The sequence below is a fragment of the Neorhizobium populisoli genome (assembly GCF_019430945.1).
Lineage (GTDB): Bacteria > Pseudomonadota > Alphaproteobacteria > Rhizobiales > Rhizobiaceae > Neorhizobium > Neorhizobium populisoli.
In genome coordinates this window covers 82,207-105,232 of the sequence record NZ_JAHYCB010000011.1, presented here as the reverse complement: position 1 = coordinate 105,232, position 23,026 = coordinate 82,207, and the positions used below count along the sequence as shown (strand labels likewise).

At 59.9% G+C, this 23,026-nt stretch carries 21 protein-coding genes and 3 pseudogenes; 11 read left to right on the top strand and 13 right to left on the bottom strand.

Annotated features, from left to right (window positions below; translation table 11 throughout):
• Nucleotides 1-7 precede the first annotated feature (7 nt).
• From KX729_RS25885 to KX729_RS25860, 6 genes are read right to left on the bottom strand one after another with little or no spacing between them, the layout of a single operon-like run.
• On the bottom strand, nt 8-1,123 hold the full coding sequence (locus KX729_RS25885) for a CgeB family protein (protein WP_219745372.1): 1,116 nt from the start codon (nt 1,121-1,123) through the stop codon (nt 8-10).
• Complete coding sequence (locus tag KX729_RS25880; protein ID WP_219745371.1) at nt 1,120-2,211, bottom strand: CgeB family protein; 1,092 nt, start codon at nt 2,209-2,211, stop codon at nt 1,120-1,122. Before KX729_RS25880 ends, KX729_RS25885 begins: the two co-directional genes overlap by 4 nt.
• Nucleotides 2,208-3,338, bottom strand: a complete 1,131-nt coding sequence (locus tag KX729_RS25875) for a CgeB family protein (protein ID WP_219745370.1) — start codon at nt 3,336-3,338, stop codon at nt 2,208-2,210. The genes KX729_RS25880 and KX729_RS25875 overlap by 4 nt, the downstream gene beginning before the upstream one ends.
• A gap of 2 nt (nt 3,339-3,340) precedes the next feature.
• On the bottom strand, nt 3,341-4,414 hold the full coding sequence (locus KX729_RS25870; RefSeq protein WP_219745369.1) for a glycosyltransferase family 4 protein: 1,074 nt from the start codon (nt 4,412-4,414) through the stop codon (nt 3,341-3,343).
• A gap of 35 nt (nt 4,415-4,449) precedes the next feature.
• Nucleotides 4,450-6,489: an NAD-dependent epimerase/dehydratase family protein gene (locus tag KX729_RS25865; protein WP_219745430.1), complete on the bottom strand. Its 2,040-nt coding sequence runs from the start codon at nt 6,487-6,489 to the stop codon at nt 4,450-4,452.
• Nucleotides 6,486-7,592: an NAD-dependent epimerase/dehydratase family protein gene (locus KX729_RS25860; RefSeq protein ID WP_219745368.1), complete on the bottom strand. Its 1,107-nt coding sequence runs from the start codon at nt 7,590-7,592 to the stop codon at nt 6,486-6,488. The genes KX729_RS25865 and KX729_RS25860 overlap by 4 nt, the downstream gene beginning before the upstream one ends.
• Nucleotides 7,593-7,831: 239 nt before the next feature.
• On the opposite strand from KX729_RS25860, the gene KX729_RS25855 reads away from it, so the two are divergent.
• The 5 genes and pseudogenes from KX729_RS25855 (at nt 7,832) to KX729_RS25835 (ending at nt 13,026) form a co-directional block, all read left to right on the top strand.
• On the top strand, nt 7,832-9,217 hold the full coding sequence (locus KX729_RS25855; RefSeq protein WP_219745367.1) for a UDP-glucose dehydrogenase family protein: 1,386 nt from the start codon (nt 7,832-7,834) through the stop codon (nt 9,215-9,217).
• A 116-nt stretch (nt 9,218-9,333) separates the two neighbouring features.
• Nucleotides 9,334-10,242, top strand: coding sequence for an MDR/zinc-dependent alcohol dehydrogenase-like family protein (locus tag KX729_RS25850; RefSeq protein ID WP_376776071.1), 909 nt, complete (start codon nt 9,334-9,336; stop codon nt 10,240-10,242).
• A complete protein-coding gene (locus KX729_RS25845) occupies nt 10,239-11,276 on the top strand; it encodes a Gfo/Idh/MocA family protein (protein ID WP_219745365.1) in 1,038 nt (345 codons plus the stop codon). Before KX729_RS25850 ends, KX729_RS25845 begins: the two co-directional genes overlap by 4 nt.
• 96 nt (nt 11,277-11,372) lie before the next feature.
• Nucleotides 11,373-11,627: a ComEA family DNA-binding protein gene (locus tag KX729_RS25840; RefSeq protein WP_219745364.1), complete on the top strand. Its 255-nt coding sequence runs from the start codon at nt 11,373-11,375 to the stop codon at nt 11,625-11,627.
• A 482-nt stretch (nt 11,628-12,109) separates the two neighbouring features.
• Nucleotides 12,110-13,026 (top strand): annotated as a pseudogene (locus KX729_RS25835) (nucleotidyltransferase and HEPN domain-containing protein).
• Between the two features lie 239 nt (nt 13,027-13,265).
• Here KX729_RS25835 and KX729_RS25830 read toward each other — a convergent pair.
• Nucleotides 13,266-13,496 (bottom strand): hypothetical protein, encoded by a 231-nt coding sequence (locus tag KX729_RS25830; RefSeq protein WP_376776067.1) that lies wholly within the window; start codon nt 13,494-13,496, stop codon nt 13,266-13,268.
• A 41-nt stretch (nt 13,497-13,537) separates the two neighbouring features.
• Nucleotides 13,538-13,840 (bottom strand): annotated as a pseudogene (locus KX729_RS25825) (NUDIX hydrolase); the annotation flags it as partial.
• A 1-nt stretch (nt 13,841) separates the two neighbouring features.
• Here KX729_RS25825 and KX729_RS34605 point away from each other — a divergent pair.
• A pseudogene (locus KX729_RS34605) lies at nt 13,842-13,913 on the top strand (DeoR family transcriptional regulator); the annotation flags it as partial.
• A gap of 51 nt (nt 13,914-13,964) precedes the next feature.
• Nucleotides 13,965-14,507 carry a DeoR/GlpR family DNA-binding transcription regulator gene (locus KX729_RS25820; RefSeq protein WP_312992000.1) on the top strand — a complete coding sequence of 181 codons (543 nt, stop codon included), beginning with the start codon at nt 13,965-13,967 and terminating at the stop codon, nt 14,505-14,507.
• Between the two features lie 70 nt (nt 14,508-14,577).
• Here KX729_RS25820 and KX729_RS25815 read toward each other — a convergent pair whose 3' ends face one another.
• Nucleotides 14,578-15,108 carry an NUDIX hydrolase gene (locus KX729_RS25815; protein ID WP_219745362.1) on the bottom strand — a complete coding sequence of 177 codons (531 nt, stop codon included), beginning with the start codon at nt 15,106-15,108 and terminating at the stop codon, nt 14,578-14,580.
• Nucleotides 15,109-15,202: 94 nt separating this feature from the next.
• Here KX729_RS25815 and KX729_RS25810 point away from each other — a divergent pair, with 94 nt between their 5' ends.
• The gene (locus KX729_RS25810) at nt 15,203-15,847 is read left to right on the top strand and encodes a DUF47 domain-containing protein (protein WP_219745361.1); all 645 of its coding nucleotides are present in this window, start codon (nt 15,203-15,205) and stop codon (nt 15,845-15,847) included.
• Nucleotides 15,847-16,851, top strand: coding sequence for an inorganic phosphate transporter (locus KX729_RS25805; protein ID WP_219745360.1), 1,005 nt, complete (start codon nt 15,847-15,849; stop codon nt 16,849-16,851). Before KX729_RS25810 ends, KX729_RS25805 begins: the two co-directional genes overlap by 1 nt.
• A 9-nt stretch (nt 16,852-16,860) precedes the next feature.
• Here KX729_RS25805 and KX729_RS25800 read toward each other — a convergent pair whose 3' ends face one another.
• From KX729_RS25800 to KX729_RS25790, 3 genes are all read right to left on the bottom strand, one after another.
• Nucleotides 16,861-17,673: a DeoR/GlpR family DNA-binding transcription regulator gene (locus KX729_RS25800; RefSeq protein WP_219745359.1), complete on the bottom strand. Its 813-nt coding sequence runs from the start codon at nt 17,671-17,673 to the stop codon at nt 16,861-16,863.
• Nucleotides 17,670-18,686 (bottom strand): protein phosphatase 2C domain-containing protein, encoded by a 1,017-nt coding sequence (locus KX729_RS25795; protein ID WP_219745358.1) that lies wholly within the window; start codon nt 18,684-18,686, stop codon nt 17,670-17,672. Before KX729_RS25795 ends, KX729_RS25800 begins: the two co-directional genes overlap by 4 nt.
• Before the next feature lie 141 nt (nt 18,687-18,827).
• Nucleotides 18,828-19,820, bottom strand: a complete 993-nt coding sequence (locus KX729_RS25790) for an extracellular solute-binding protein (RefSeq protein ID WP_219745357.1) — start codon at nt 19,818-19,820, stop codon at nt 18,828-18,830.
• Between the two features lie 115 nt (nt 19,821-19,935).
• On the opposite strand from KX729_RS25790, the gene KX729_RS25785 reads away from it, so the two are divergent.
• Nucleotides 19,936-20,991, top strand: a complete 1,056-nt coding sequence (locus KX729_RS25785; protein WP_219745356.1) for an ABC transporter ATP-binding protein — start codon at nt 19,936-19,938, stop codon at nt 20,989-20,991.
• 2 nt (nt 20,992-20,993) lie between these two features.
• Complete coding sequence (locus KX729_RS25780) at nt 20,994-22,634, top strand: ABC transporter permease (RefSeq protein WP_219745355.1); 1,641 nt, start codon at nt 20,994-20,996, stop codon at nt 22,632-22,634.
• A gap of 19 nt (nt 22,635-22,653) precedes the next feature.
• On the opposite strand, the gene KX729_RS25775 is transcribed toward KX729_RS25780, so the two are convergent.
• Nucleotides 22,654-22,992, bottom strand: a complete 339-nt coding sequence (locus tag KX729_RS25775) for a hypothetical protein (protein WP_219745354.1) — start codon at nt 22,990-22,992, stop codon at nt 22,654-22,656.
• Between the last annotated feature and the right edge of the window lie 34 nt (nt 22,993-23,026).

Below are 23,026 nucleotides of genomic sequence, written 5' to 3'. Positions count from 1 at the left end.
TCACTCCTCATACCGAGATCTCATCGCGCATATCGGCGCGGGCCGACTGCGTTGCCGCAAGACGATCGAGCGCCAACGCCAGATGCCGGGCACGGGCCACGCCGGTATGCGTCTGCATGACGCGCGCATGGGCCGCCTTGCTGATTGCCGTGCGATTCGGCTCGTCCATGCCGGTTAGGACCGTGATCACATCGGCCGTGCTGCGGGCGATGCAGATCGCTTCGCCATCCGGAAGAAGCTCGTCCAGACCGCGCCAGTCGTCGCTGATGATCGGCGTGCCGCAGGCGGCCGCCTCAAACAGCCGCACGCTGGGCGACCAGCCGGCAGCGATCATGTCGGCGCGCGTCACGTTCAGGGTGAACCGCTGCCGGCTGTAGAAGCTCGGATGGTCCCGCGGCGGCAGATGCTCGATACGCTCCACATTCTCCGGCCAGTCGACCGTGTCGGGATATTGCGGACCAGCGACCACGAAACGCAGATGCGGCAGCGCCCGCGCGGGTTCGATCAGAAGCCGCTCCAGCGTCGGCTGGCGATCGAGGCTATAGGTGCCGAGATAACCGAGATCCCAGCGGGAGGCTTCGCCCGTATTGCCGTAGCGTTCCGCGTCAACCGAACAATAGAGGTCGATCGCGCGGCGGGCATGGTAGTCGCGCTCGAGCCGGGTCAGCACCTCGCCGCCCGAGAAGGAGAAATAGGCGTCGAAGACCGGGATCTGTCGCAGGCCTATATATTCCTCGTCGCCGCGATCAAGCTTGGCCAGCGTCACGGGCGTATCGATGTCGTAAAAGCAGAGGCGCTTGGGCGACAGTGCCGCCACGGCATCGATGACCGTAACGCCTTCCGGCACATAGGAACCGATGATGACCGCGTCCGCCGCGCGGATTGCGCCAGCAAACGATCCGGTTAGTTCGCCAACGCTTGAATAATAGTGCAGGTGGCAGAAGTCGGGCTCGGGGAGATCCCGCTGACTGGCATACCAGGGCACGTCACGCTCCAGGAAGAGGACCCGATGGCCCATCTCGTTGAGCCCCCGGATCAGGGCTCGGAATGTCGTGGCATGACCATTGCCCCAGGAGGACGACAGTGAAAGCCCGATAAAGACGATGTCAAGCGGGCCCGTCATTCGGCCGTCTCCATCTGCCGGGCCGCATGGGTGCGGAAGATAGCGTCGACGGTAACGGCGCGGCTCGCATAGGTATGATCCGCAAGGACGCGGGTGAGCGCCTTCTGGCCCATCACTTGCGCCCGCTCCGTCGTCAGGCCGGCGAGGATATCGGCAACGTCCTGGCCATCGCGGGCAACGAGCACCTCCTCGTCCGGCCGGAGAAAGAGGTCAATCCCTTCCCAGAAATCGGTGATCAAGCAGGCGCCGGCGCCGGCCGCCTCGAAGACGCGGGTTGCCGGCGAGAAACCGTTTTCGGCCATGCCTTCTCGGGAGATGTTGAGCACGGCCTTCGGTGTCACGTTGAAGGCATTGTGGTCACGCGTCGAGACATGCCCGATATAGTTGACATTCGGCGCCATCGGCTTGTCCTGCCAGCCGGAGCCGCCGAGCAGGAAGCTCGCGCTCTGAAGCCGGTTGGCAGGCTCGAGGAAGAAATGCTCGACCCGTGCTTCGCGGTCCGGTAGGCGGTTGCCGAGAAAACCGAGCTCGGCCGTGAAGCGCGCATCGGGTGCAATCGGGTGGTGTGTCATCGGATCAAGCGCATTGTAGATCGGAATGCAGTCGCGGGCGCCGAGCGCGCGATAGGCGTTAACCACCGGATCACCGCCGCCATAAGTCAGCACGAGATCGATGGCGAAAAGCGCCCTGCGCATGGGGTGGTCGGGGGCCGCGCGCAGTTCAGCCAGCGTTGCGGGAGCATCAACATCCCAGAAGATCTTGAGGGCACAGGGCCGCGCTGCACGCAGCACCTCCTCCAAAAGAAGATCGTCTTCGAAGCCGACGCCGCTCGCCTTGACGACGACATCGGCCTCGCCGGCCTTTGCTGCAACGGACTTTAGCGCCTCGACGGTCCCTTCATAGACGACGACCTTGCACCATTCCGGCGGTTCGATATCCCGATTTTTCTGGCGGTCGTAGACGTCGGGCTCGTAGAAGGTGATGTCGTAACCCTTCTCGGCGAGTGCCCGCAGCAGGCCGCGGTAGTAAGTGGCGGCGCCATTCCAGTAGGCGGAAACGAGGCTGGAACCGTAAAAAGCGATCTTCATTCTGCGGCCTCCATGGAAACAAGCTTGCGGGTGACGCGATCGGTACCGCAGTCAGCTAAGATGGTGAGGAGTTCGTCGACCCGGTGGCGGCAGGTGTGACGCGCCATTAGGGTTTCGCGGCCCGACCGGGCAAGCGATTGCGCCAGATCCCGGTCGAAGAGCACCTCCCGCAACCGTGCGGTCATCGCCTCGCCATCCGGCACGATGAGGTAGTCGTCACCAGCGCGAAACAGATGCTCCGCATCGTCCCAAGGCGCCGAGATGAGCGGTATACCGCAGGCAAGTGCTTCGAACGGACGGATGGTCGGAATGCCCGGGAGGTTCTGCACATAAGGGCGGCGCGGAATATGCACCGTCACCCGATGCTGGGCAAAGGCATGGGGAACCTTGGCGTTGGCGATCCAGCCGCCAAAGGTGATGTTGGCTTCCTGCAACGCCTGCTTCGCATGGTCGGGATAGCGTACCCCATGCACCAGCGTCTTGAGGCCAAGTGTTTTTGCGGGCTTCACCAGAAACTCGATGATCTCTGCGGAGCGCTCATCGTCGCCCCAGTTTCCCACCCAGATCAGCTCCCCAGCCTTGTCCACCGCTGGCATCGGCTTAAATAGTGTGTCGTCGGCCGCCTCATGCCATGTAAACACAGTCCTGCCCCAGCCGGCTTTAAGGTAACGCTCGCGTAGCGTCTCCCCGAAGGCTAAGATTCCGTCGTAGTCGGTGAGCCTCAGCCCGGCGATGTCGCCTTCCGAGGAAACTGCCCTGTGATGGGTGTCGTGGAATAAGAGAGTAAATGTGCCACCGTTGGCACGGATGCGGCCGATTTCCGACACGAGTGCTGGATCCGTCCACTCGTGCACCACAACCACATCCGCATCGGCAAGAGCTGCTTCATGGTTGAAGTCGGCACTATAGATCTCGGCGTGAAGTTCCGGAAAATGCGTAGCGAAATCGTTGAGTGCCGCCTCGCCCTGGTCCTGCACGAGATTGCCGCGGCTCCAAGATTCGAAAGGTTCGAGTGCCACCGCCTCATGACCCCGGCGGGTCAAGTCGCGCATGATCCCACGCAGGAAATGCGCATTGCCGTGGTTCCAATCGGAGATCAGCGAGTGGGTGTAAAAAATAAACTTCATGGTCACTCCGCAGCGGAATTCGTTAAATTGCGTTGAAGCAGACCCGCATAGAGACCCGCCATGGCTTCAGCTTGTGACGGCAGGTTGTAGCGTCTGGAGCGCTCCGCAGCCTTGTCCGCCAATTGTGTTCGCTGATCGTCATCTCGGCAAAGCCGATCGATTGCCGCGGCCAGAGCCTTTGCGTCTCTGGGGTTTGCGAAAAGGGCAGCCCCGTCCCAGAGTTCGCGGTAGGTGGGGATGTCGGCCAGCACGAGCGCGTTATGGGCACGCGCTGCTTCAAGCGCCGCGAGCCCGAAGGGTTCGTAGACGGAAGGCGACACAAAGACCGACGAGCGACGCATCAACGCCATAACATCCGCATGCGGGAGCTCGCCGAGCCGTTCTGCATGACGGATCGGCAGCGTCTGGCCGTCCGGTCCGGTGTTCGGTCCCGCCATCATGATAGGCCAAGCAGTGAACGCCGCAGCCTCGTCGAGCACGCGCCCGTTCTTGCCATCGTCCCACCATCGGGCAGCGGCGCAGACAATCGCATCCTTTTGCTCGGCTGTCTCCTCAGACCGGCTGGCGTTATAGACCACATGGAGCTCTTCGATCGCCCCGTAGGTCTCCTCCAGCGTGCGGGCATGGCTGCGGCTTGGCGCAAGCGCGAGGTCCGCCCGGTTGAATCCGCGTCGGTTGATCGCTTGGTGCCACTGCCATTCCACTGGTGCCGCTTCACCACGGACCGCGGCAAACCAGGTCACCACGCAGGAATGAGACATGGCGATTACCGGCAGATCCGTATCGATCGCAGCGGCCTGCGAAGGAAGGTTGAGATGCAAGAGATCGACCGCTTCCGCACGCGCCAGGTCCGCGATTTGCGGCCCCACGCGTGAAAGTTCGTCCTCGTTTTCCACCATCCAGTCCAGCGGCGCATCGAGCCAGCGCAGATGCCCAAGCTGGGCGGCCTCCCTTTGCTGGCGACCCGACGGCCGGGGGCCGAGCCCGACAAAAAGGAACTCGACACCGCGGGGCTGCAGGCTCGCGGCCAGGTCCATCGCATAGCGCCAGACGCCGCCGACCGCATCGATCGTCATAAGGATACGGACAGCGGCGGGCCGCTTAGGTATCGTCATGCCGAAACCTTCCGCTTTTCCTCCCCAAGCACCGATCGTCCGCCGAAGCGGTTGTCGGCCAGCCATTCTGCGAGGTGCTGGAGCCCATAGCGCCAATGGACCTTGGCCTCCCAGCCCAGTTGGCTCTCCAGTGTTCGGGTATCTGCCACAAAGAAATACTGGTCGCCGGCGCGCCAGTCGCCGAACTGCGTGTTCAGCGGCCGGCCCGTAAGCTTCTCGATCTCGCGCAGGACGCTGAGGATGCTCACCGAGTTCCGGGGACCGCCGCCGAGGTTGAAGGCCTTGCCCTTGACCTGGTTGATAGCGGAAAGCAGCGCGCGATAGGCCGAAACCGCGTCGCCTACGTGCAAAATGTCGCGCACCTGCTTGCCGTCGCCGTAGATGGAGATCTCCTCGCCGGCCAGGGCCCGAATGAGGAAATGCGCTACCCAGCCCTGATCCTCGGTTCCGAACTGACGCGGGCCGTAGATGCAACTCATCCGTAATACGGCGGTCGGCAGGTCATAGGACTTTGCGTAATCCAGCACGTACTGGTCTGCCACGCCCTTCGAGCATCCATAGGGGGTACAGAAGTTGATCGAGCGGTCTTCGCCGATCCCATGTGCACGGATCGCCTCGTCGGCCGGGACATACCGGTCGTCCAGCTCAAGCATCTGAACGTCTTCCAATGCGCCATATACTTTGTTGGTGCTGGCAAAGATGACCGGTGCGTGCTTGCCCGCCCTGCGGACCGACTCGAGTACGTTGATCGTGCCGCGCGCGTTGGCCTCGAAGTCATCAAGCGGATGCACGAGGCTAGTCGTCACTGCCGTCTGGGCCGCCAGGTGGAAAACGGCCTTCGCGTCGGTGAACGCCGCTTCTATACCGCGCAGGTCGCGAACGTCGGCGAGCACCGGATGAACCCGGTCGCCATGCCGCTGCGTCAGCCATCCAAGGTTCTGATCCACACCTGAACGCCCGAGGTTATCGAGGATGACAACGTCTTCGCCGTCGTTGAGGAAGCTGTCAGCAAGGTTGGAACCGATGAAGCCGCTGCCGCCGGTGATCAAGATCGGTGCGGCGCCGGTGGAAAGGTTCGGCGCGGCGAGCTTAGCCACATCCTCAAGCCGAGACACGCCACCTTCCAGCAGTAGCCGGGCCAGCAACTTCGGCTGGTTGTCGTGCGTGACGGCGCCCAGGTGATAGTGCCGCGGGTCGAACCACAGGCCTTCCTGGACCGGCACGTCCGGCGCCACATCCTGCCAGGAATACCAGTACATGCGGTCTGCCGGAACGGTCAGAGCCTTCATGAACCGGCGGGCCTGCTCCATGTCGTCGCTGCGCCAGGTGGAGTAGCCGGTTTCGGTGATCCAGATCTCCGATGCGGGGTTAAAGCGGTCGAGAATCCGGCGCATTTCGCCGAGATGCATGTCCCAGCCGCCCCAGGTTCCCTCTTCGCTATCCCACGTGCCGGGGAAGCCATGGAAGCCGACGGCGTCCACGACGTTGAGAATGCCGCGCTCTCCCATCAGGTTCAACCAGTAGGGATCGAAGGGGCAAGGTCCGCCCAGCACCGGCTTAAAGCCGCGTTGCTTGGCCCAATAAGCTGCGCCGCCGACCATCTCGGAAAACAGCAGGAAATCGGCGTCCTCGCGCCAGTCCCAATCGAGCAGATTATTCGGCTCGTTCCAAAGTTCCACATGGGTGAAATGCTTGCCATAACGGGTCAGCACGTGATCCAGAAAATCCGCATAGGACTTCAGGTCCTGCGGCGGCCCATTGGCACGTCCTGTCCGGGACAGCGACGGCGGCGTGTAATGGAGGCAGGGCAGCAAGTCGATCTGGCTACCGAGATGCGGCATCAGCCAGTCGAACCACTCCTCGCCGCCGGGCGCGAGATATTCGGCCCATGAGAGATGCGTGCGGAGATAACTTGCGCCGCTGGCGATGATTTGCGGCAGCAGGAGCTCAGTTCGTTCGTATTCGCCTGGCCTGAACCATTCAACAAAACCATATTGGCGAGGGTCCCGGGCAGCGGCTGGTTGAGGCTCCGTCATGATACGAGCCCTCGTTCTTCCAGCTGCCGCTTCATCTCCGCCCCCCGGTCGATAGCGCCGGTGCTGCGGACCCATTCCGCGAATGGACCGAGCGAATTCTCAAGACGGTGCTGGGGCTCGAAGCCTAGCAATTCACGCGCCTTTGAAATATCCGCAAAGCAGTTGCGGATATCACCCGAGCGCGCCTTGTTCATGATGTCGGGCGAGATCTCCGGGACCCCCATAGCCTCGGCGAGGAAGGTCGCGACCTCGGCAATTGTATAGGCTTGGCCACTGCCTATATTGATGACATGGCCACTTGCTGCCGGCTTTTCCATCGCGAGACGGAAGCCGCGGGCGACATCGCGCACATGAACGAAATCACGGCGCTGCCGACCGTCCTCGAAAATCATCGGCGGTTGACCATTGGAGAGTCGTGACGCGAAATTGGCAAGTACGCCGGTGTAGGGGTTTGACAGCGCCTGGCCGGCGCCGAATACGTTGAAGAGGCGCAGCGCCACGGCTTCAACGCCATAGGCCTCGCCGAAGATCAGCACCTGCTTTTCCTGGGCGTACTTGGTGAGCGCGTAGATAGAGGCGAGATCGACCGGCTTTTCCTCGTCGGTCGGCACCGGAACGAGTTCTTCGCCATCGGCACCGGTCGCAGCCCATCGGCCAGCTTTGATCTGCTCGGCCTTTCGCCGCACCAAGTCGAGCGAGCGTCCGTCGCGTGTCTGGTAGCGTCCCTCGCCATAGACGCTCATGGATGACGCGACGACAATGCGCTTGATCTGCTTGTCGATCATAGCTTCGAGAAGAACAGCCGTACCTAAATCGTTGCCGCCGACATAACGGGCAATTTCGTACATTGACTGGCCAACGCCAACTTCGGCGGCGAGATGAACCACACCATCGATGCCTAAGAGCGCTTGCTCTACGACACCCTTGTCCCTCACGTCACCGCGAATAACTTCGGCCGCTTCCGCCACAGTCGCCTCTGTGTCGCCATGGACTTGGTCGATGAACGCGTCCAGGATACGGACCTCGTAACCCTGTTCCAGAAGTTCTTCTGTGACATGACGGCCAATAAAGCCGCACCCGCCGGTCACAAGAATCTTTGCCATGAAGGCTCCTTTGTTGATAAGCATGAACCATGCGATGAGGTTCGAACCTTAGGCGGCGGCAAAAGTTCCTTCATCTATGACATCTTTGACATCAGTGACTTCATCAATGACATCGTCGCAGCCTAACTGGTGTCACGCCCACTCATGCAACGTCATCTTCTTCAATGTCATCCGGAACTCTTCACAGGATCCAGAGTTCGGACCACCGATGTAATTGCGAAGATGGCGGAGTGGCAGGAATGAATGTTGCAATGATCGGTGCGGGCTATGTAGGTCTCACCACGGGCGCCTGTTTCGCGTCACTTGGCTACAAAGTCTGCTGTGTTGATATTGATGAGGGAAGGGTTGCTGATCTCGAAAAAGGAATAATGCCGATTTATGAGCCCGGCCTGGCGGAACTGATCATCGAGGGCCGCAAAGCGGGGCGGCTACGCTTTTCCGCCGACATCGGCGCATCGGTTGCTGACGCCGACTTCGTTTTCCTTGCTGTAGGGACTCCATCAACAATCGATGGCGATATAGATCTGTCCTTTGTTGATGCTGCCGCACGCGGCATCGCGCCATTTCTTCCCGATAGTGCTGTCGTGGTTATCAAGTCGACGGTCGTGGCTGGCACGGCAAAGACCGTCGCCGACGTCATCTCTTCTAAAAGAGCTGGCCGCCGTATTACTGTCGCCTCAAATCCCGAGTTTTTGCGAGAAGGGTCGGCCATCGCCGACTTCAGGAACGCGGATCGGATTGTGGTTGGCGCGGACGACGAAGGTGCTGCGAATTCCTTGAAGGAACTTTACCGCCCCCTGATCGAGCGCGGCGTTCCCTTCGTCGCCACCAGTACGATCGACGCTGAACTAATCAAGTATGCAGCCAATGCCTTTCTGGCATTGAAGATTGGCTTCATTAACGACGTCGCGAACCTTTGCGAGAATGCGGGAGGTGATGTGACTGCGGTCGCAAAAGGAATCGGTCTCGACCGGCGCATCGGCCAGACGTTCCTGCAGACAGGCCCTGGCTTCGGTGGTTCCTGCTTCCCCAAGGACACACGAGCTTTCGCCGCAACCGGCAAGCGCTTCGACGCACCTCAGCCACTGATCGAAACGCTGATCAATTTTAACGACAAGCGGAAAAGTGACTTGGCGCACCGGATATTGCAGGTGCTCGGCGCGACGGGCCACGCGAAAACGGTTGCCATCTTGGGTGTGGCCTTCAAGGCGGAAACTGACGACGTCCGGGAATCCGCCGCCCTATCGATCATCCCGATCCTCCTGCGGGCCGGCATGTGCGTACGTGCCCATGATCCGAAGGCCCAGGCGCCGGCCCGCAAAGTGCTAGGCGCTGGTGTTGAATGGCACGACGACCTTTACGCAGCGGTTAATGGGGTCGATGCAGTGGTTGTTTTAACCGAATGGGATGACTATCGCCGAATGAACTTGTCCAGGGTTGCGGACCTAATGGAAGGCCCCTACCTTTTTGACTTCCGGAACCTCTTCATGCCGGAAGACGCAATCCGCCACGGCCTTGTTCATCATAGCCTTGGCCGTGCCATAGGCAGAGCCGATAAAACGCAAGTCAATGTTCGGGGCGGCGGCGGCCCGGCCTTGATCGAAGTCGCTGCATCTCCCTGTTAACCGATCAACCCAGAGTTCTAACTAGGAGGTAACGCATGGATTTGTCCAACCAGGTCGCTGCTGGGCAGCTTTCTGCCGTTGTCATTTCAAAAGCAGGCGAAATACAACTTCGAAACATGGCTCTCGAAGAACCGAAGGCTGGGCAAGTGCGAGTGCGCCTCGAGGGATGCGGCGTCTGCGCCTCGAACTTGACGCCTTGGGCAGGGCCGGACTGGATGCAATTTCCAACGGAGCCGGGCGGGCTTGGCCACGAGGGGTGGGGACGAATCGACGCGTTGGGCGCAGGGGTCAACGGGTTGAAAATCGGCGATCGGGTTGCTGTCTTAAGCTACCACGCATATGCGAGCCACGATTATGCTCCGGCGGACATGGTCGTGCCACTTCCCCCGGCGCTGGACGATAAACCCTTTCCCGGAGAACCGCTCGGCTGCGCAATGAACATCTTCAAGCGCTCGGAAATCCGCGCCGGACAAACGGTGGCCATCGTCGGCATTGGCTTTCTCGGTGCAATGCTGACCCAGCTTGCCGCTAAGGCGGGAGCCCGCGTCATTGCTATCTCCCGGCGTGAGGAGTCACTCAAAGCGGCAAAGCGGATGGGTGCTGCCGAAACGATCCTGCTCGACGATCATTGGCGCATCATTGAAGAAGTTAAAACCCTCACGGAGGGGCGCTTCTGCGAGAGGGTGATTGAGGCAGTAGGTATGCAATGGCCCCTGGACTTGGCCGGCGAACTGACCATGGAGCACGGCCGCCTTATCGTTGCCGGCTACCATCAGGACGGTCCCCGGCAAGTCAACATGCAGCTTTGGAATTGGCGCGGCTTCAACGTTGTCAATGCTCATGAACGCGATCCTGCCATATATATCCAGGGCATCCGCGACGCGGTCGACGCCGTGGTTGAAGGGCGTCTGGATCCCTCTTCGCTCTACACGCATCGCTATCCTCTGGCTCAGCTCGACCAAGCCCTCGACGATACACGTGACCGTCCCGACAATTTTATAAAGGCACTGGTGGTCAACCCATGAATAGTATCATAATACCGGATCAAGGGGAGCCAATTACTCGGCCCGCACGCGTCGGTTTCCTGGGAGTTGGCTGGATTGGCCGCCATCGCATGGAGGCCATGCTCGCCACTGGGCTCGTGGAAGCTGCTGCGATTGCCGATCCCTCTCCTGAAATGGTGCAAGCGGCAACCAAGGCTGCGCCGCAGGCCAAGCTGCTTTCCGACCTGGATGAGCTGCTAGCACTCGACTTGGATGGCGTCGTTATCGCTACGCCGAGCGCCCAACATGCCGAACAAACTATTCGAGCACTCAATGCCGGGGTGGCGGTTTTTTGCCAGAAGCCGTTAGGCCGCACGGCGAGGGAGGTTAAGGCTGTAGTCGAGGCCGCCAGAACGGCAGATCGCGTTATCGGAGTAGACCTCTCCTATCGGCATACTGAAGCAATGCAACGGATCAAGGCGTTGCTTAAGGCGCAGCATCTAGGTCAGGTGAGCGCTATCGACCTGACGTTCCACAATGCCTATGGACCGGACAAGCCATGGTTCTACGACAAGAAGCTATCCGGTGGCGGATGTGTCATCGATCTTGGCGTACATCTGATTGACCTAGCTCTTTGGGCACTTGATTTCCCTGACGTAATCAAGGTCACGAGCAACTTGTTGGCGCGAGGGCGGCCGTTGTCCAACGCACCGGAAGAGGTTGAGGACTATGCCGTGGCGACACTTCTTCTTGCGACCGGCGCTGTCGTTCGGCTGGCATGCTCCTGGCGTTTGCACGCCGGGCAAGACTGTATCATCGATGCGAGCTTCTACGGCACCGCTGGCGGAGCGGCTATGCGTAACGTCGGAGGGTCTTTTTACGATTTTGTCGCCCAACGCTTCTCCGGGACCGTTACGGAGCAGCTTGCGGATCAACCGGACGAGTGGGGCGGACGCGCGGCAACCGCCTGGGCGCGGCAGCTTGTCAGGAACCGGGGCTTCGATCCGGAGGCCGAACACCTTGTTCGTGTCGCCGAAGTTATTGACCAGATTTATGCCAACCCCTACCAACCATGAACTCCGCTGGAAATAAAATCCAGCGGCCGTTTTGAAGCTGCGGAACTGTCAGCCGTCATCGTAGTTTTTTGAGCGGCGAACGACAACGAGGCACATATGCCGAAGCGACGGTATCATTGGGAGAAAGAGCCGGCGGCCCGACCGTCCGATCTGGTAATAAGGAGCGGTCTGCCGCAGTGGGTTGTTCGCGTGCTGAGACAAAGCGGCATCAAGAGAATGAGTGTGATTGCCGTTCTCTCTGACGAGCAGTTGTTGGAGGTGCCTGGAATCGGCCAGCGGTCGCTCGCGCTCATTCGAGACGAAATCAGCCGGATGACCGAGATGAAGAAGCAAGCCACCACGCAACATTGAGCACCTCGCCCCGACATACCTATCAGCGCCCAGGACAACCCCTCAAATATGAAGGTCTTAAAGGCAGTCGAACCGCCGACCCGCCGATGCCTGCCACTTATTCAGCCTAGCTGGTTGAAAAAACGTCAAGCCATTCCTCAGCGGTGTGAAGCACATGGGGATAATGATTTCGTCACTGCAGACGACGCGATACATGGAGCGCCGCTGATGCCATGTGACGCACGCCAGCAATTCTTCCAACACAGGTGTCTGCCGGAAAACCAATGAAACGACGAGCCGCCGTGACCCGTGTATCGACCCCAACCGCTGCAAACGAGTTATCTGTCTAGAGTAAATGAAGATAGAGCACCAGGCTAGAATGCGAATACTGCCCAACTGAGTTTGAAGATTTACAGGCACCTCATCCACCGGCTTACGAACCGCGGGCAAAACTAGCAATTCTGCGAGTAGACGAATCCGCAGCACTAGCTTACCGCTTGGCAATGAAAACGTCCCATGATCACATCCCTCCCCACAAGCAGCGCGAACTGGACCGCGTGCTAGAAATTATCCACGAGGAGTTCGAAGATGCCTTGCAGAAGGGCACCGCCCAGTTCAAAAAGCGCGGCCGTATCCTGAAGATCATCCCTGTTCGGATCGTACGCCAAGGGCGGATGGGTCGACGAGCCGTTCACGATGAAGGGATACCGTTCCGACTTTGATCTGCTGATCATTGTCAACGAACGTCGGCTCTGCGATTTCGCGACCTACTGGTACAAAGCGGCTGATCGGCTGATTCGCGAAAAGTCGATCGAAACCCCTGTGAGCCTCATTGTCCACTCACGGCTGGAGGTGAACACCTACCTGAAAGAAGAACAATATTTCTTCTCCGACATCCGCAAGGAAGGCATTGTTCTCTACGAGCTCGACGACGAGCCGCTAGCGGAGCCCAAGTCGCTATCGCAACTAGATCAGCTTCGCGTGGCAACGGCTTTTTTAGCCGATCGCTTACCGCTTGCACAGACTTTCTGAAGATTGCCAGAACGTGCCTTAGCGAAGATGAACTCCGTGTGTCAGCTTTCGAGCTTCACCAAGCGCTCGAGCAAGCGTATGCATGTGTGCTGCTGACCCTTACGAATTACGGCCCTCCCTCTCACAACATCAAGTTTCTGCGCTCCTTAGCAGAGGGGCAGGATCACCGTCTTGCCGAGGCGTTCCCCCGCGCCAGCATCGAGAACGCGCGTGGTTCAACACGCTCAATGAGGCCTATGTCAAAGCGCGGTATTCGAAGCACTACGAGATCAGTGCAGATGCACTGAAGTGGCTCGGGGAACGAACATCCGTTCTTCTTGAACCCGTAAGCATCGTTTGTAGCGAGCATATCGAGATTTTGAAAAAGGCCGCAGACGAGAGCCCGTAATGTGGGGCCTGGACGCTCTCATTTGGTCAAGCGGATCATAAACCGCTATGTTACAATCTTCATCAGGCGACTTGATCTGCTCATTTGAAGGCGCCGGCTGTTTAGTCTTGAGCGACTAGCGGTGAGATCTCTGCCGCGTGTCGAGAGCTTGCCCTATATCCCGCCCATGTCTGACGCGGGTAGCCTGGCCTCATCAGCCATGACGCGTTCGATCATATCTGGATCGCAGTTTTCATGCTTCAGGAATTCTTGGACACCTCCGGTCCATGATCTGATCTCGGCAAGGAACTCTTGAGTCTTTTAATGCCGCGCTTGGTAAAGCCTGTGGTGCCTTCCTCACTGCCGTTGTGGACGTTCACCATTTTGCCGTAGTCGATATTGTCGGAGTTCGCAGCGATCTCCTGGAGGAGCTCAAGGTTCTCGCCGATCATGACGTCGCGGTCCTCGCGGCGCCAAGAGGCATAGCCCATCAGGCAGCTTTGGCCGCCCCGAACAGATACAGGGCGGCGTATTACAGTAGGATGATGGTCTTGCCGTCGCGGATGCGGCCATCTCGGATCATGTCCAGCGCCTCGTCGATCGTCGGTTCGAGGCGCTCGATATCCTCGCCTTCCTCCGCATTACCGCCTAATTGAGATGTCCTGTCCGCGGCTGAATAGGCGGCTACGAAGAAATGCAGCCGTTCCGTCACGGAGCCCGGACTCATGAAGGCGTCGAAGATCTGGCGCACCTCCGTCACCGTGAAGCCTGTTTCCTCCTCAACTTCCGCACGGATCCGCTCCTCCGGGCCGGCATAGTCGAGCAGGCGGCGGGCGATTCCCGAGGATACGATCCGCCGCGACCTGCGGGAACTTGCGGGGGAAGGACTGCTGCAGCGCGTTCACGGCGGTGCGCTGCCTGCCTCAAAAGCACTGGCTGATCTATCGACACGCCGAAAGGTGGCCGTTGACGATAAGGTCGCCATCGCCAAGGCCGCCGCGGCGATGATCAGGAACGGCCAGATCAGTTTCCTCGATGGCGGAACGACGGCCGTCGCCGTCGCCCGGGCGTTGCCGCTGGAACTGCGGGCGACCGTCGCGACGCATAGCCCGGATGTCGCCGTCGCCCTGCTCGACAATCCCGCCGTCGAGGTCGAACTGGTGGGCGGCCGCATCTACAAGCATTCGAACGTCGCTGTCGGCGCCGTCGCAATCGAAGGCATTTCCCACATCCGGGCCGATATCTACTTCATGGGCATAACGGGTATCCATATAGAACACGAACTGACAACAGGCGACCGTGAGGAAGCCGCCATCAAGAGAGCCATCAGCCGGCAGTCCGCCGAAACCGTCCTGCTCGCTTCAAGGGAAAAACTCGGCGCCGTCTCCGCCCATGATGTGATCGCCCTGGAGCAGGTCGTTGGCCTGATTGTAGAGAAAGGCTGCCCGGCAGAGCTGCTCGAGCCCTTCCGGACGCGGCGCATGTCGATAGTCACCGCCTGAAACCCTGCGCCTCGGGCGCCGGGCCACATATCACCGCGCGAGACGCATCAACCTTTGCCACTCTGCCGATTTACGGAGCGCGCTTCACACTGCCGCGCAGCTGGAATTCGACGAGCAGCGACTTCAACTCCACTTCACGCACCCGGCGCGCCGCCTCGTCGGGGCTCACCCATTCGAGGATACGCTGTCCGCGCTCCTTGAACTGCGCCTTCACCGCGTCGACTTCCACTTGAAAGACGTCGACGACGCAGGGGGCAACGTCACCATTATCAAGTTCCTTCAGGTAGGTATAGCTGCCAACCGGCTTCTTCTTCGCCGTCCCGCGCACCCCCGCCTCTTCCCAAGCCTCGATGGCTGCGGCCTCATACGGCTTCTTTCCCTTCATCGGCCACCCCTTGGGGATGACCCAACGCCCGCTGTCGCGCGACGTGATCACCAGTATCTCGATCCCGGTTCCATCGCTGCGGCGCCGAAAGCAGAGCGCACCGTATTGCTGGCGAAACGCGCCGGCGAAAAGTTTGTCAGGCACTCCTGCGAGTTGCCTGAGCAGGGGCTTCGATTTGCCTGGCTTGGATTTCTCGCTTTTTTTCGGAGGTTTCATATCGATGTAACGAAGGAATTTCCCTGTTGCGTCAACTGTGTGAGCGCGTTTATGACAGATTTATTACAGCCAAGGCAGGACGGGATCGCAGCACATGATGAGCATTTTTCGAAAGCTGATGCCGAGGGAAGACAAGTTCTTCGACATGTTTACCAGGCATTCGAAGACGGTAGTCGCCGCCGCTCATGCACTCGATCAACTCCTTAAAGGGGTCGACGTTCAAAAAAACTGCGATCTAATCGTCAAATACGAGAACGAAGCCGACGATATTACCCACGAGGTCCTGCTTGCGGTGCGGCGCAGCTTTATCACGCCCTTCGATCGCGGCGACATCAAGGATCTGATCCAGTCGATGGACGATGCGATCGACATGATGCACAAAACCGTCAAGACGATCCGGCTGTTCGAGCAGTCGAGCTTCGACCCGCTGATGCAGCAGATGGGCGGCGAGATCGTCAAGGCGGCCAATCTTTTGGCGGAGGCCATTCCGTTGCTCGACAAGCTCAGTGCCAACGCGCAGCGTCTCTCCTCCATTGCCGAAGAGGTCACCCGGGTCGAAGGCCGCTCCGACGAGCTTCACGACCTGGGCCTCAAGGATCTCTTCCAGCGCCACCGCGCCGGCGGCGACGCGATGGCCTACATGATCGGCAGTGAGATCTATGGCGAGCTCGAAAAGGTCGTCGACCGCTTCGAGGATGTCGCCAACGAGATCAGCGGCATCGTCATCGAGAACGTCTGATGGATGCGTCGCTTGCCCTGCCGCTGCTGGTCGGCCTGATTGCCGTAGCGCTGTTCTTCGATTTCCTGAACGGCCTGCATGACGCTGCAAACTCGATCGCCACCATCGTCTCCACGCGCGTGCTGCGGCCGCAGTTTGCCGTCGCCTGGGCGGCCTTCTTCAACTTCATCGCCTTCATGTTCTTCGGCCTGCACGTTGCGGAAACGCTGGGAACCGGCATCATCGATCCGGCGATCGTCTCGCCGCAGCTGATTTTTGCGGCGCTGATGGGCGCGATTATCTGGAACATCGTGACCTGGATCTTCGGCATTCCGTCGAGTTCGTCGCATGCGCTTGTCGGCGGGCTAGTCGGAGCAGGCCTTGCGAAGGTCGGCTTCAACTCGATCGTCTGGTCCGGCCTCTTGAAGACCGTGGGGGCAATCTTCCTGTCGCCGGCGATCGGCTTCTTCCTGGCGCTGATGCTCGTGCTTTTCGTTTCTTGGCTGTTCGTCCGGCAGACCCCGTTTGCAGTGGACAGCACGTTCCGGATCCTGCAGTTCGTCTCCGCCTCGCTCTACTCTCTCGGCCATGGCGGCAACGACGCCCAGAAGACGATGGGCATCATCGCCGTGCTGCTCTACAGCCAGGGGCATCTCGGAAGTACCTTCTATGTGCCCTTCTGGGTGGTGATCTCCTGCCAGGCGGCCATGGCGATCGGCACGCTGTTCGGCGGCTGGCGCATCGTCCATACGATGGGATCGAAGATCACCCGGCTCAACCCCATGCAGGGCTTCTGCGCCGAGACCGGCGGGGCGCTGACCCTGTTCGGGGCGACCTGGCTCGGAATTCCGGTCTCGACGACGCACACGATCACTGGGGCCATCGTCGGCGTCGGCGCCGCAAGGCGCGTCTCGGCGGTCCGCTGGGGCTTAGCCGGCAACATCGTCATCGCTTGGATTGTCACCATGCCGGCTGCGGCACTGATTGCCGCGATCTTCTATGCTTTGACGGGCCTGCTTTCGTAATGGCCGCGGCTATTCGATTGACACGATCTTCAGCGCGTCGGGTATTGCCGTCGGCGTGAGCTTCTCCAGTGCGCCGCTATTGGTGATCAGCACGTCGATCGACCCGAGGTTCGTCACCCTGTGTGGGGCGCGCTTGCCGAACTTTTCGTCGTGGGCCACAAGAATGACCTGGCGCGAATGCGGCAGGATCGCTTGCACGAGCTCGATTTCCAGCGGATCGAACTCCAGAACCGCTCCGTCTTCATCAATCGCGCTCGCACCCAGCACGGCGATATCGAACTTGAAGCGATTGCGGCTCTCGTCCGGCACAGTCAGGATGGTCGGGTCCTTGCTGCGTACATAGCCGCCATAGATATAGACGGAAGCCTCCGTCTTCATGGCACAGCTATAGGCAACTTCGAGATTGGGCGTCGCGATGAAGACACCCGGATGCCGGGCGAGAATTTCGTAAAGCGAATCGAAGGTCGTGCCGAGGCCGATAAACATCGTTGTATTCGGCTGGATGAACTGCTCAAGCGCCTGGACAAGTCGCCTCTTTACCGAAACGAGCAGGTTCTGCCGTTCGCCGCGGACAAAATGCGGCACGCCCGGCGATGCAAATGCACCCCCGAAACCCTTTTGCAGCAGACCGCTGTCGTTGAGGCTTTTCAGGTCGCGGCGGATGGTCTGCTGGGTGACGCCGAATTCCCTCGCAAGGTCACCGACCGATGCTGCGCCGTTCTTTCGGACGGATTCAAGGATCGCCGCCTGCCGCTCAGTGCGACGGGGGCTATCACCACTGTCTTCTGATTGTTCCGAACCCGGAGAGGCCACACCGCTCATCGCAACCTGACACCAATATACGTTCGATCGTCGGTCAGCTGGATATCCGTGGTTCCCTTTACGCTCATGTACCGGCCGATCTTGTGAGGATCTTCCTCTTCTACCCGTTGAAAGGCTGCTTCCCAGGAGGCTATGCCGAATTCTGCCCCCATCTCGAAATATCCATCAGAGAATAACTCTATCGTGTCAATTTCAGAGATTGGAAGACGCCGCGTCACGATATATTGGGATGCGATGTCGAACCCGTCGAGACCCCCATATCCAAGCACACGATCTGTGACATTCTGAAAATTGCCCTGACCATGGGCGATGCCATGCTGGATGAGTTCGAGCAGTTCATAATCAGGCACGGTCGGAAGGTGCTGGCGGGCTGCTTCGAGCGCCTGTTTCTCGATCGTCTCGATCAGGCCCGGATCGCCCGTCTCGGAGCCGGGCGGCTGGTGTTGTGTCCCCTGCCATGTAAAGAGGCCCGACATCCGGTCGCGATCCTTGACCCCGACACCCTTCGCTTCGAAAACGCGCCAGGCCTCCCGGCGCAGGATCGCTGTGACATCGTCCAGCGGCTTCAGCGGCTGCACCACGTCGGAACCGTTGATGCGTATGCCGCTGTCACCGGCGGCCACGACCTGCAGGAAATCTCCGTCGTAGAAGGCGATCATCAGCGTGCAACCAGCGCGAACCTTCCAATCCGACTTTGCCGCTGCGAGCGCATTGTTGTCTTCGTAACCACGACGAATGGCATTTGTGAGGTAACGCATCAGCCATTCCGGCCCCTCATAAGTCAGGTGACGCTGATCGGGGTCGTTGCGACCGAGCAGGAACTGTTCGAGAGCACGCTTGACGGTGCGCGAGGCGAAGCGGCCTGAAAGCATGCCACCGTAGCGGGTCCCGTTGCGATCGGTGACACCGTCGATCACCGCATAACCGAGGTCCGGCATGATGACCATGCTGTCTTCGTTCAACTCGGGATGGCCGAATTTCTTGCCGAGCGTGAAGGCCTCGATCTGCTTCATATGCGTAAATCCACGATTGCGGTCCGCCGGCCATGAGGACGGTGGCTGATGTCAGTTACATTGTTGATTGACAGGGCGATGACACGGGCAACGGTCGTACGAGCCGCCCGCCGCATCGCGATGGCGGGCGACTCGTTTTTATTACTGTCCGGTGGCCGCGCGCCACTTGGCGAGCAGCGCTTCCTGCCCGCCGAGTTCGGCGATCGTCTTGGCTTTGACGATCTTGAGATCGGTCAGATTGGGCAGGTCTGCGGGTCCCTTGACGTCAGTCCGAACCGACCGCCGGCCGATTTCCTTCACGAGCGTTTCCTGGGTGGCCTTGGACAGCGCCCAGTCGACGAACTTCTTGGCGCCTTCGGTATTGGGACCGCCCTTGACGACTGCGACGCCATCCGGCGACAGAAGCGTACCATCGGTGAAATGCACGATCGAGACAGGCGCGCCGCCGGCGACATACTGCAGGGCGTTGTCCTCGAGTGTCAGGCCGAGCGAGGTCTCGCCGTCGGCGACGTACCGCGAAACCGAGCCGGAACTGTCCGTTAGGACGAAGTTCTTGGCGATCTGATTGTACTTGTTCAGGCCGTCATCGCCGAAAATCGTCAGGACGCCCTGCATCTGCTGAAGGGCGGATCCGGAATTGTCGGCGCGTGCAGAGGCGATCTGGCCCTTCCACTTGGGATTGGCAAGGTCGGCCCAGCTCTTCGGTGCGTCCTTGAGAGGCGTCAGGGTCGTGTTGACCGCCATCGCATAGACGACGCTGGTGTAGGGCGTCCAGGCCGGGCTGCCGACAAGGTCCTTGTTGATCTTGTCGGCGTCTTTCGGTGAATAGGGTTCAAGGATCGGTGCAAGCTCGGTCAGGACGCTGCCGGTAATTGACCAGATGACGTCGGCGGCCGGCTTGCCGGCTTCCGCTTTCACGCGCTTAGCCACATCACCGGAGCCGAGCTTGATGACTTCCGCCTTCAGGCCTGTTTCCTTCTCGAAGGCCGGGATCAGCTTGTCGACGATCGCGGATATATGGGCGGTGTAGATGACGACCGGCTTCTTGTCCTGCGCGGCAGCGATACCAGTGCCAGCCACGCCACTCCCCAGTACCACCGCTGCAGCCAATAGGGTTCGTTTGCGAATATTCATTGCATCCTCCGTGTTCGCTTTGGATCATCCTCCTGATCATTTTAATACTGAACCTCAAGTGTGAATGTTGCAATACGAATATTTTGCGCCATTATCGACATCAGGAGGAGCCAGCATGACGTATCTGACGGTCGGAAATGCCACGAAGCAATTCGGGGTAAACTTCAAAGCGCTGGACGGGGTTTCTGTCAGCGTCGACAAGGGGGAGTTCTTCACACTGCTTGGGCCGAGCGGGTGCGGAAAGACCACCCTGCTGCGCGCGATTGCTGGATTCAACGACCTGACCTCCGGCGATATTAAGCTTGGCGATTACGACCTGCGCAAAATTCCGCCTCACCAGCGCGACATCGGCATGGTGTTTCAGGACTATGCCGTGTTTCCGCATCTGAGCGTATTCGACAACGTCGCCTTTGGCCTGAAGCCACGCAAGGTGCCGGAGGCGGAACGCAAGGCGCGGGTCGACGAGGCACTCGCCACTGTCCGCCTTTCCGCCCTGGCCGATCGCATGCCATCCGCCATGTCCGGCGGCCAGCAGCAGCGCATCGGTATCGCACGCGCCATGGTGATCAAGCCTCGACTGCTCCTGATGGATGAGCCACTCTCCAACCTCGACGCCAAGTTGCGCATCGAGTTGCGCGAGGAAATCCGCGACATACAGAAACAGATCGATATTGCCGCGATCTACGTCACGCACGACCAGGAAGAAGCGCTGGCGATCTCCGACCGCATCTGCGTGATGAGCGGCGGACATGTAGAGCAGATCGGCACGCCGCAGGATATCTATGGCGACCCGCAGACACGTTTCGTCGCCAATTTCGTCGGCACCCTGAATACGTTGAAATCCGGAGCAGATCTGGAAAACCTTACACGCAATCTTGGGCTAAGCGACGTCAAGGCCGAGACCTGGGCCGTCCGCCCCGAACGACTGGGCCTGTCAAATCCGGCAGCCCGCGAGGGCGCGACGATCAAAGGGACGGTCAGCAAATATGTCTACCTCGGCCGGGAAGCGCATCTGCAGGTCAGCACCGGCATCGGTGAACTCGTCGTGCATATCGCCAATCCGGGCCGAAATGCCGGCCGTGCCGTCGGCGAGCCGGTATCGGTTCTGATTACACGCGACGCCCTGATGGGCTTCGACACCAACGGCAAGCGTCTTTCCACGGGAGGCTGATCATGTCGCGACTGAATTTCTGGTCGGCTGTTGCCATCTTCACCTGGCTCCTGCTGGCGATCTTTCTGCTGCTTCCCGTCGGCACCGTGCTGTTGTCGAGTTTCCATGATCCAAACGGTCAGTTCACCCTCGCCAATTACGCCGCCTTCCTTAGCGAACCGCGGTTTCACAGGGCGCTGCTCAACACGCTGGTGGTGGGCTTCGGAGGGCTTGCAGGTGCGCTGCTGCTTGGCGCCATCATGGCGTTTTGCATCTCCCGGTTCGTTATCTTCGGCAGCAAGTTCGTGTCGCTGCTGGCGATCCTGGCGCTCGTCTCGCCGCCGTTCATCGGCGCCTATTCCTGGATCGTGCTGTTCGGCGCCGGCGGGCTGGTGCGCACCGGCCTGCGGGACGTCGGGATCATGATCCCGCCGATCTACGGCCTGATCGGCATCCTCATCGTCTTCGCCCTGAAATTCTACCCTTACGTATACCTCATGGTCTCTGGGGCGCTGGCCAACGTCAACCGTTCGCTTGAAGAGGCTGCCGAAGGCCTGGGGCTGACGCCATGGCAGCGGACGTTCAAGATCTCGTTCCCGATGGTCTTTCCGGCACTGTCGGCCGGCGGCCTGCTCGCCTTCATCCATGCCATCGCCGATTTCGGCACGCCGCGGCTGCTCGGTCGTGGCTATAACGTGCTGGCGACCGAAGCCTTCACGCTCTATTCGGCGGAGGTCGGTTCCAACATGTCGATGGCGACCACGATCAGCGTCGTGCTGATCATCGTCTCCATGCTCTTCGTCTTCCTGCAGCGCTACATGTCGCGCCGGAACGTCTATCACGGCAACATGATCAACAAGCCGATCAAGATCAAGCTGAAGGGCTGGCGCAATGTCGCCGCGCATACAGTCGTCTACCTGATCGGCCTGCTCGGCGCCCTGCCGGTGATCATCTCGATCATCTACTCCTTCCGCCTGACCAACGGCCCCGTCTTCCAGTCGGGTTTCGGATTGCAGAGCTACACTCGCATTCTCTTCAATCTGGGCGACGTGGTGCGCAACTCGCTCACCTTCTCGGTGATGGCAGTCATCCTGATCGTGTTGGTCGGCACGATCGTCGGCGTCTATGTGGCCCGGCGGACCACCTTGAACACCTCGCTTCTCGATGCGGCCTTCATGATCCCTTTCGTCATGCCGGGCATCGTGATCGGCATCGCCTATATCGCCGTCTTCAACACCGGCCCGGTCATCCTGACGGGAACGGCGACGATCATCATCCTGTCAGTCTTTATCCGCCGTCTGCCTTATGCGGTCAGGACGACGGCGTCGGCGCTCAGGCAGATATCGCCGAGCATGGAAGAGGCGGCGATCTCGCTGGGATATAGCCCGTTCCAAGCATTTCTGCGCATCACTGTGCCGCTCATCGTGCCGGGCATTATCGCCGGCGGCATGCTCAGCTTCGTCACGGCGATCAACGAACTGTCGTCGTCGCTCGTGCTCTATGTCGGCAGCACGGTCACCATGCCTGTGCGCATTTACCTGCTAATCCTCGATGGCGATTTCGGCACGGCGGCAGCCATGGCGAGCATCCTGCTGCTGGTAAGCGGACTGGCTGTCTATATCGCCTTCCGCTTCCTTGGACGCAACGAACAGGCGCTGCTCTGAGATGCGGATTTAGTCGCGTCTAAGCCTGACCGATCAGGAGGCCGAGGACGTGATGGGTGCGGTGGAACTTGGTGCCGCGAAGAAGGTCACGTCCTCGATAGTGACATAGGAATAAGCGCCTTCGAGTTTGCCGCGCGGCGACGGCGTGGAACCGTTTTGTCCCAATCGCAGCTCGTGCGAGCTCTACGGGTTGAAATGCCGAAGACGAGCTAAAGCGCGTGCCGTCCGAAGGCGTCGGATGAAAATGGCATTGCCACCGCAGCGGCGCCTCGGCGAAGACACCAAATGCCTGGATGACCATGCCGCTCGGCACGTCAGCTTGCGGGCGATACCGGGCTTGAGCGCCTTTTTCTTCCAAGTAGCGCCTCCCCGCCGCCTGCGGCCAGTGCGCC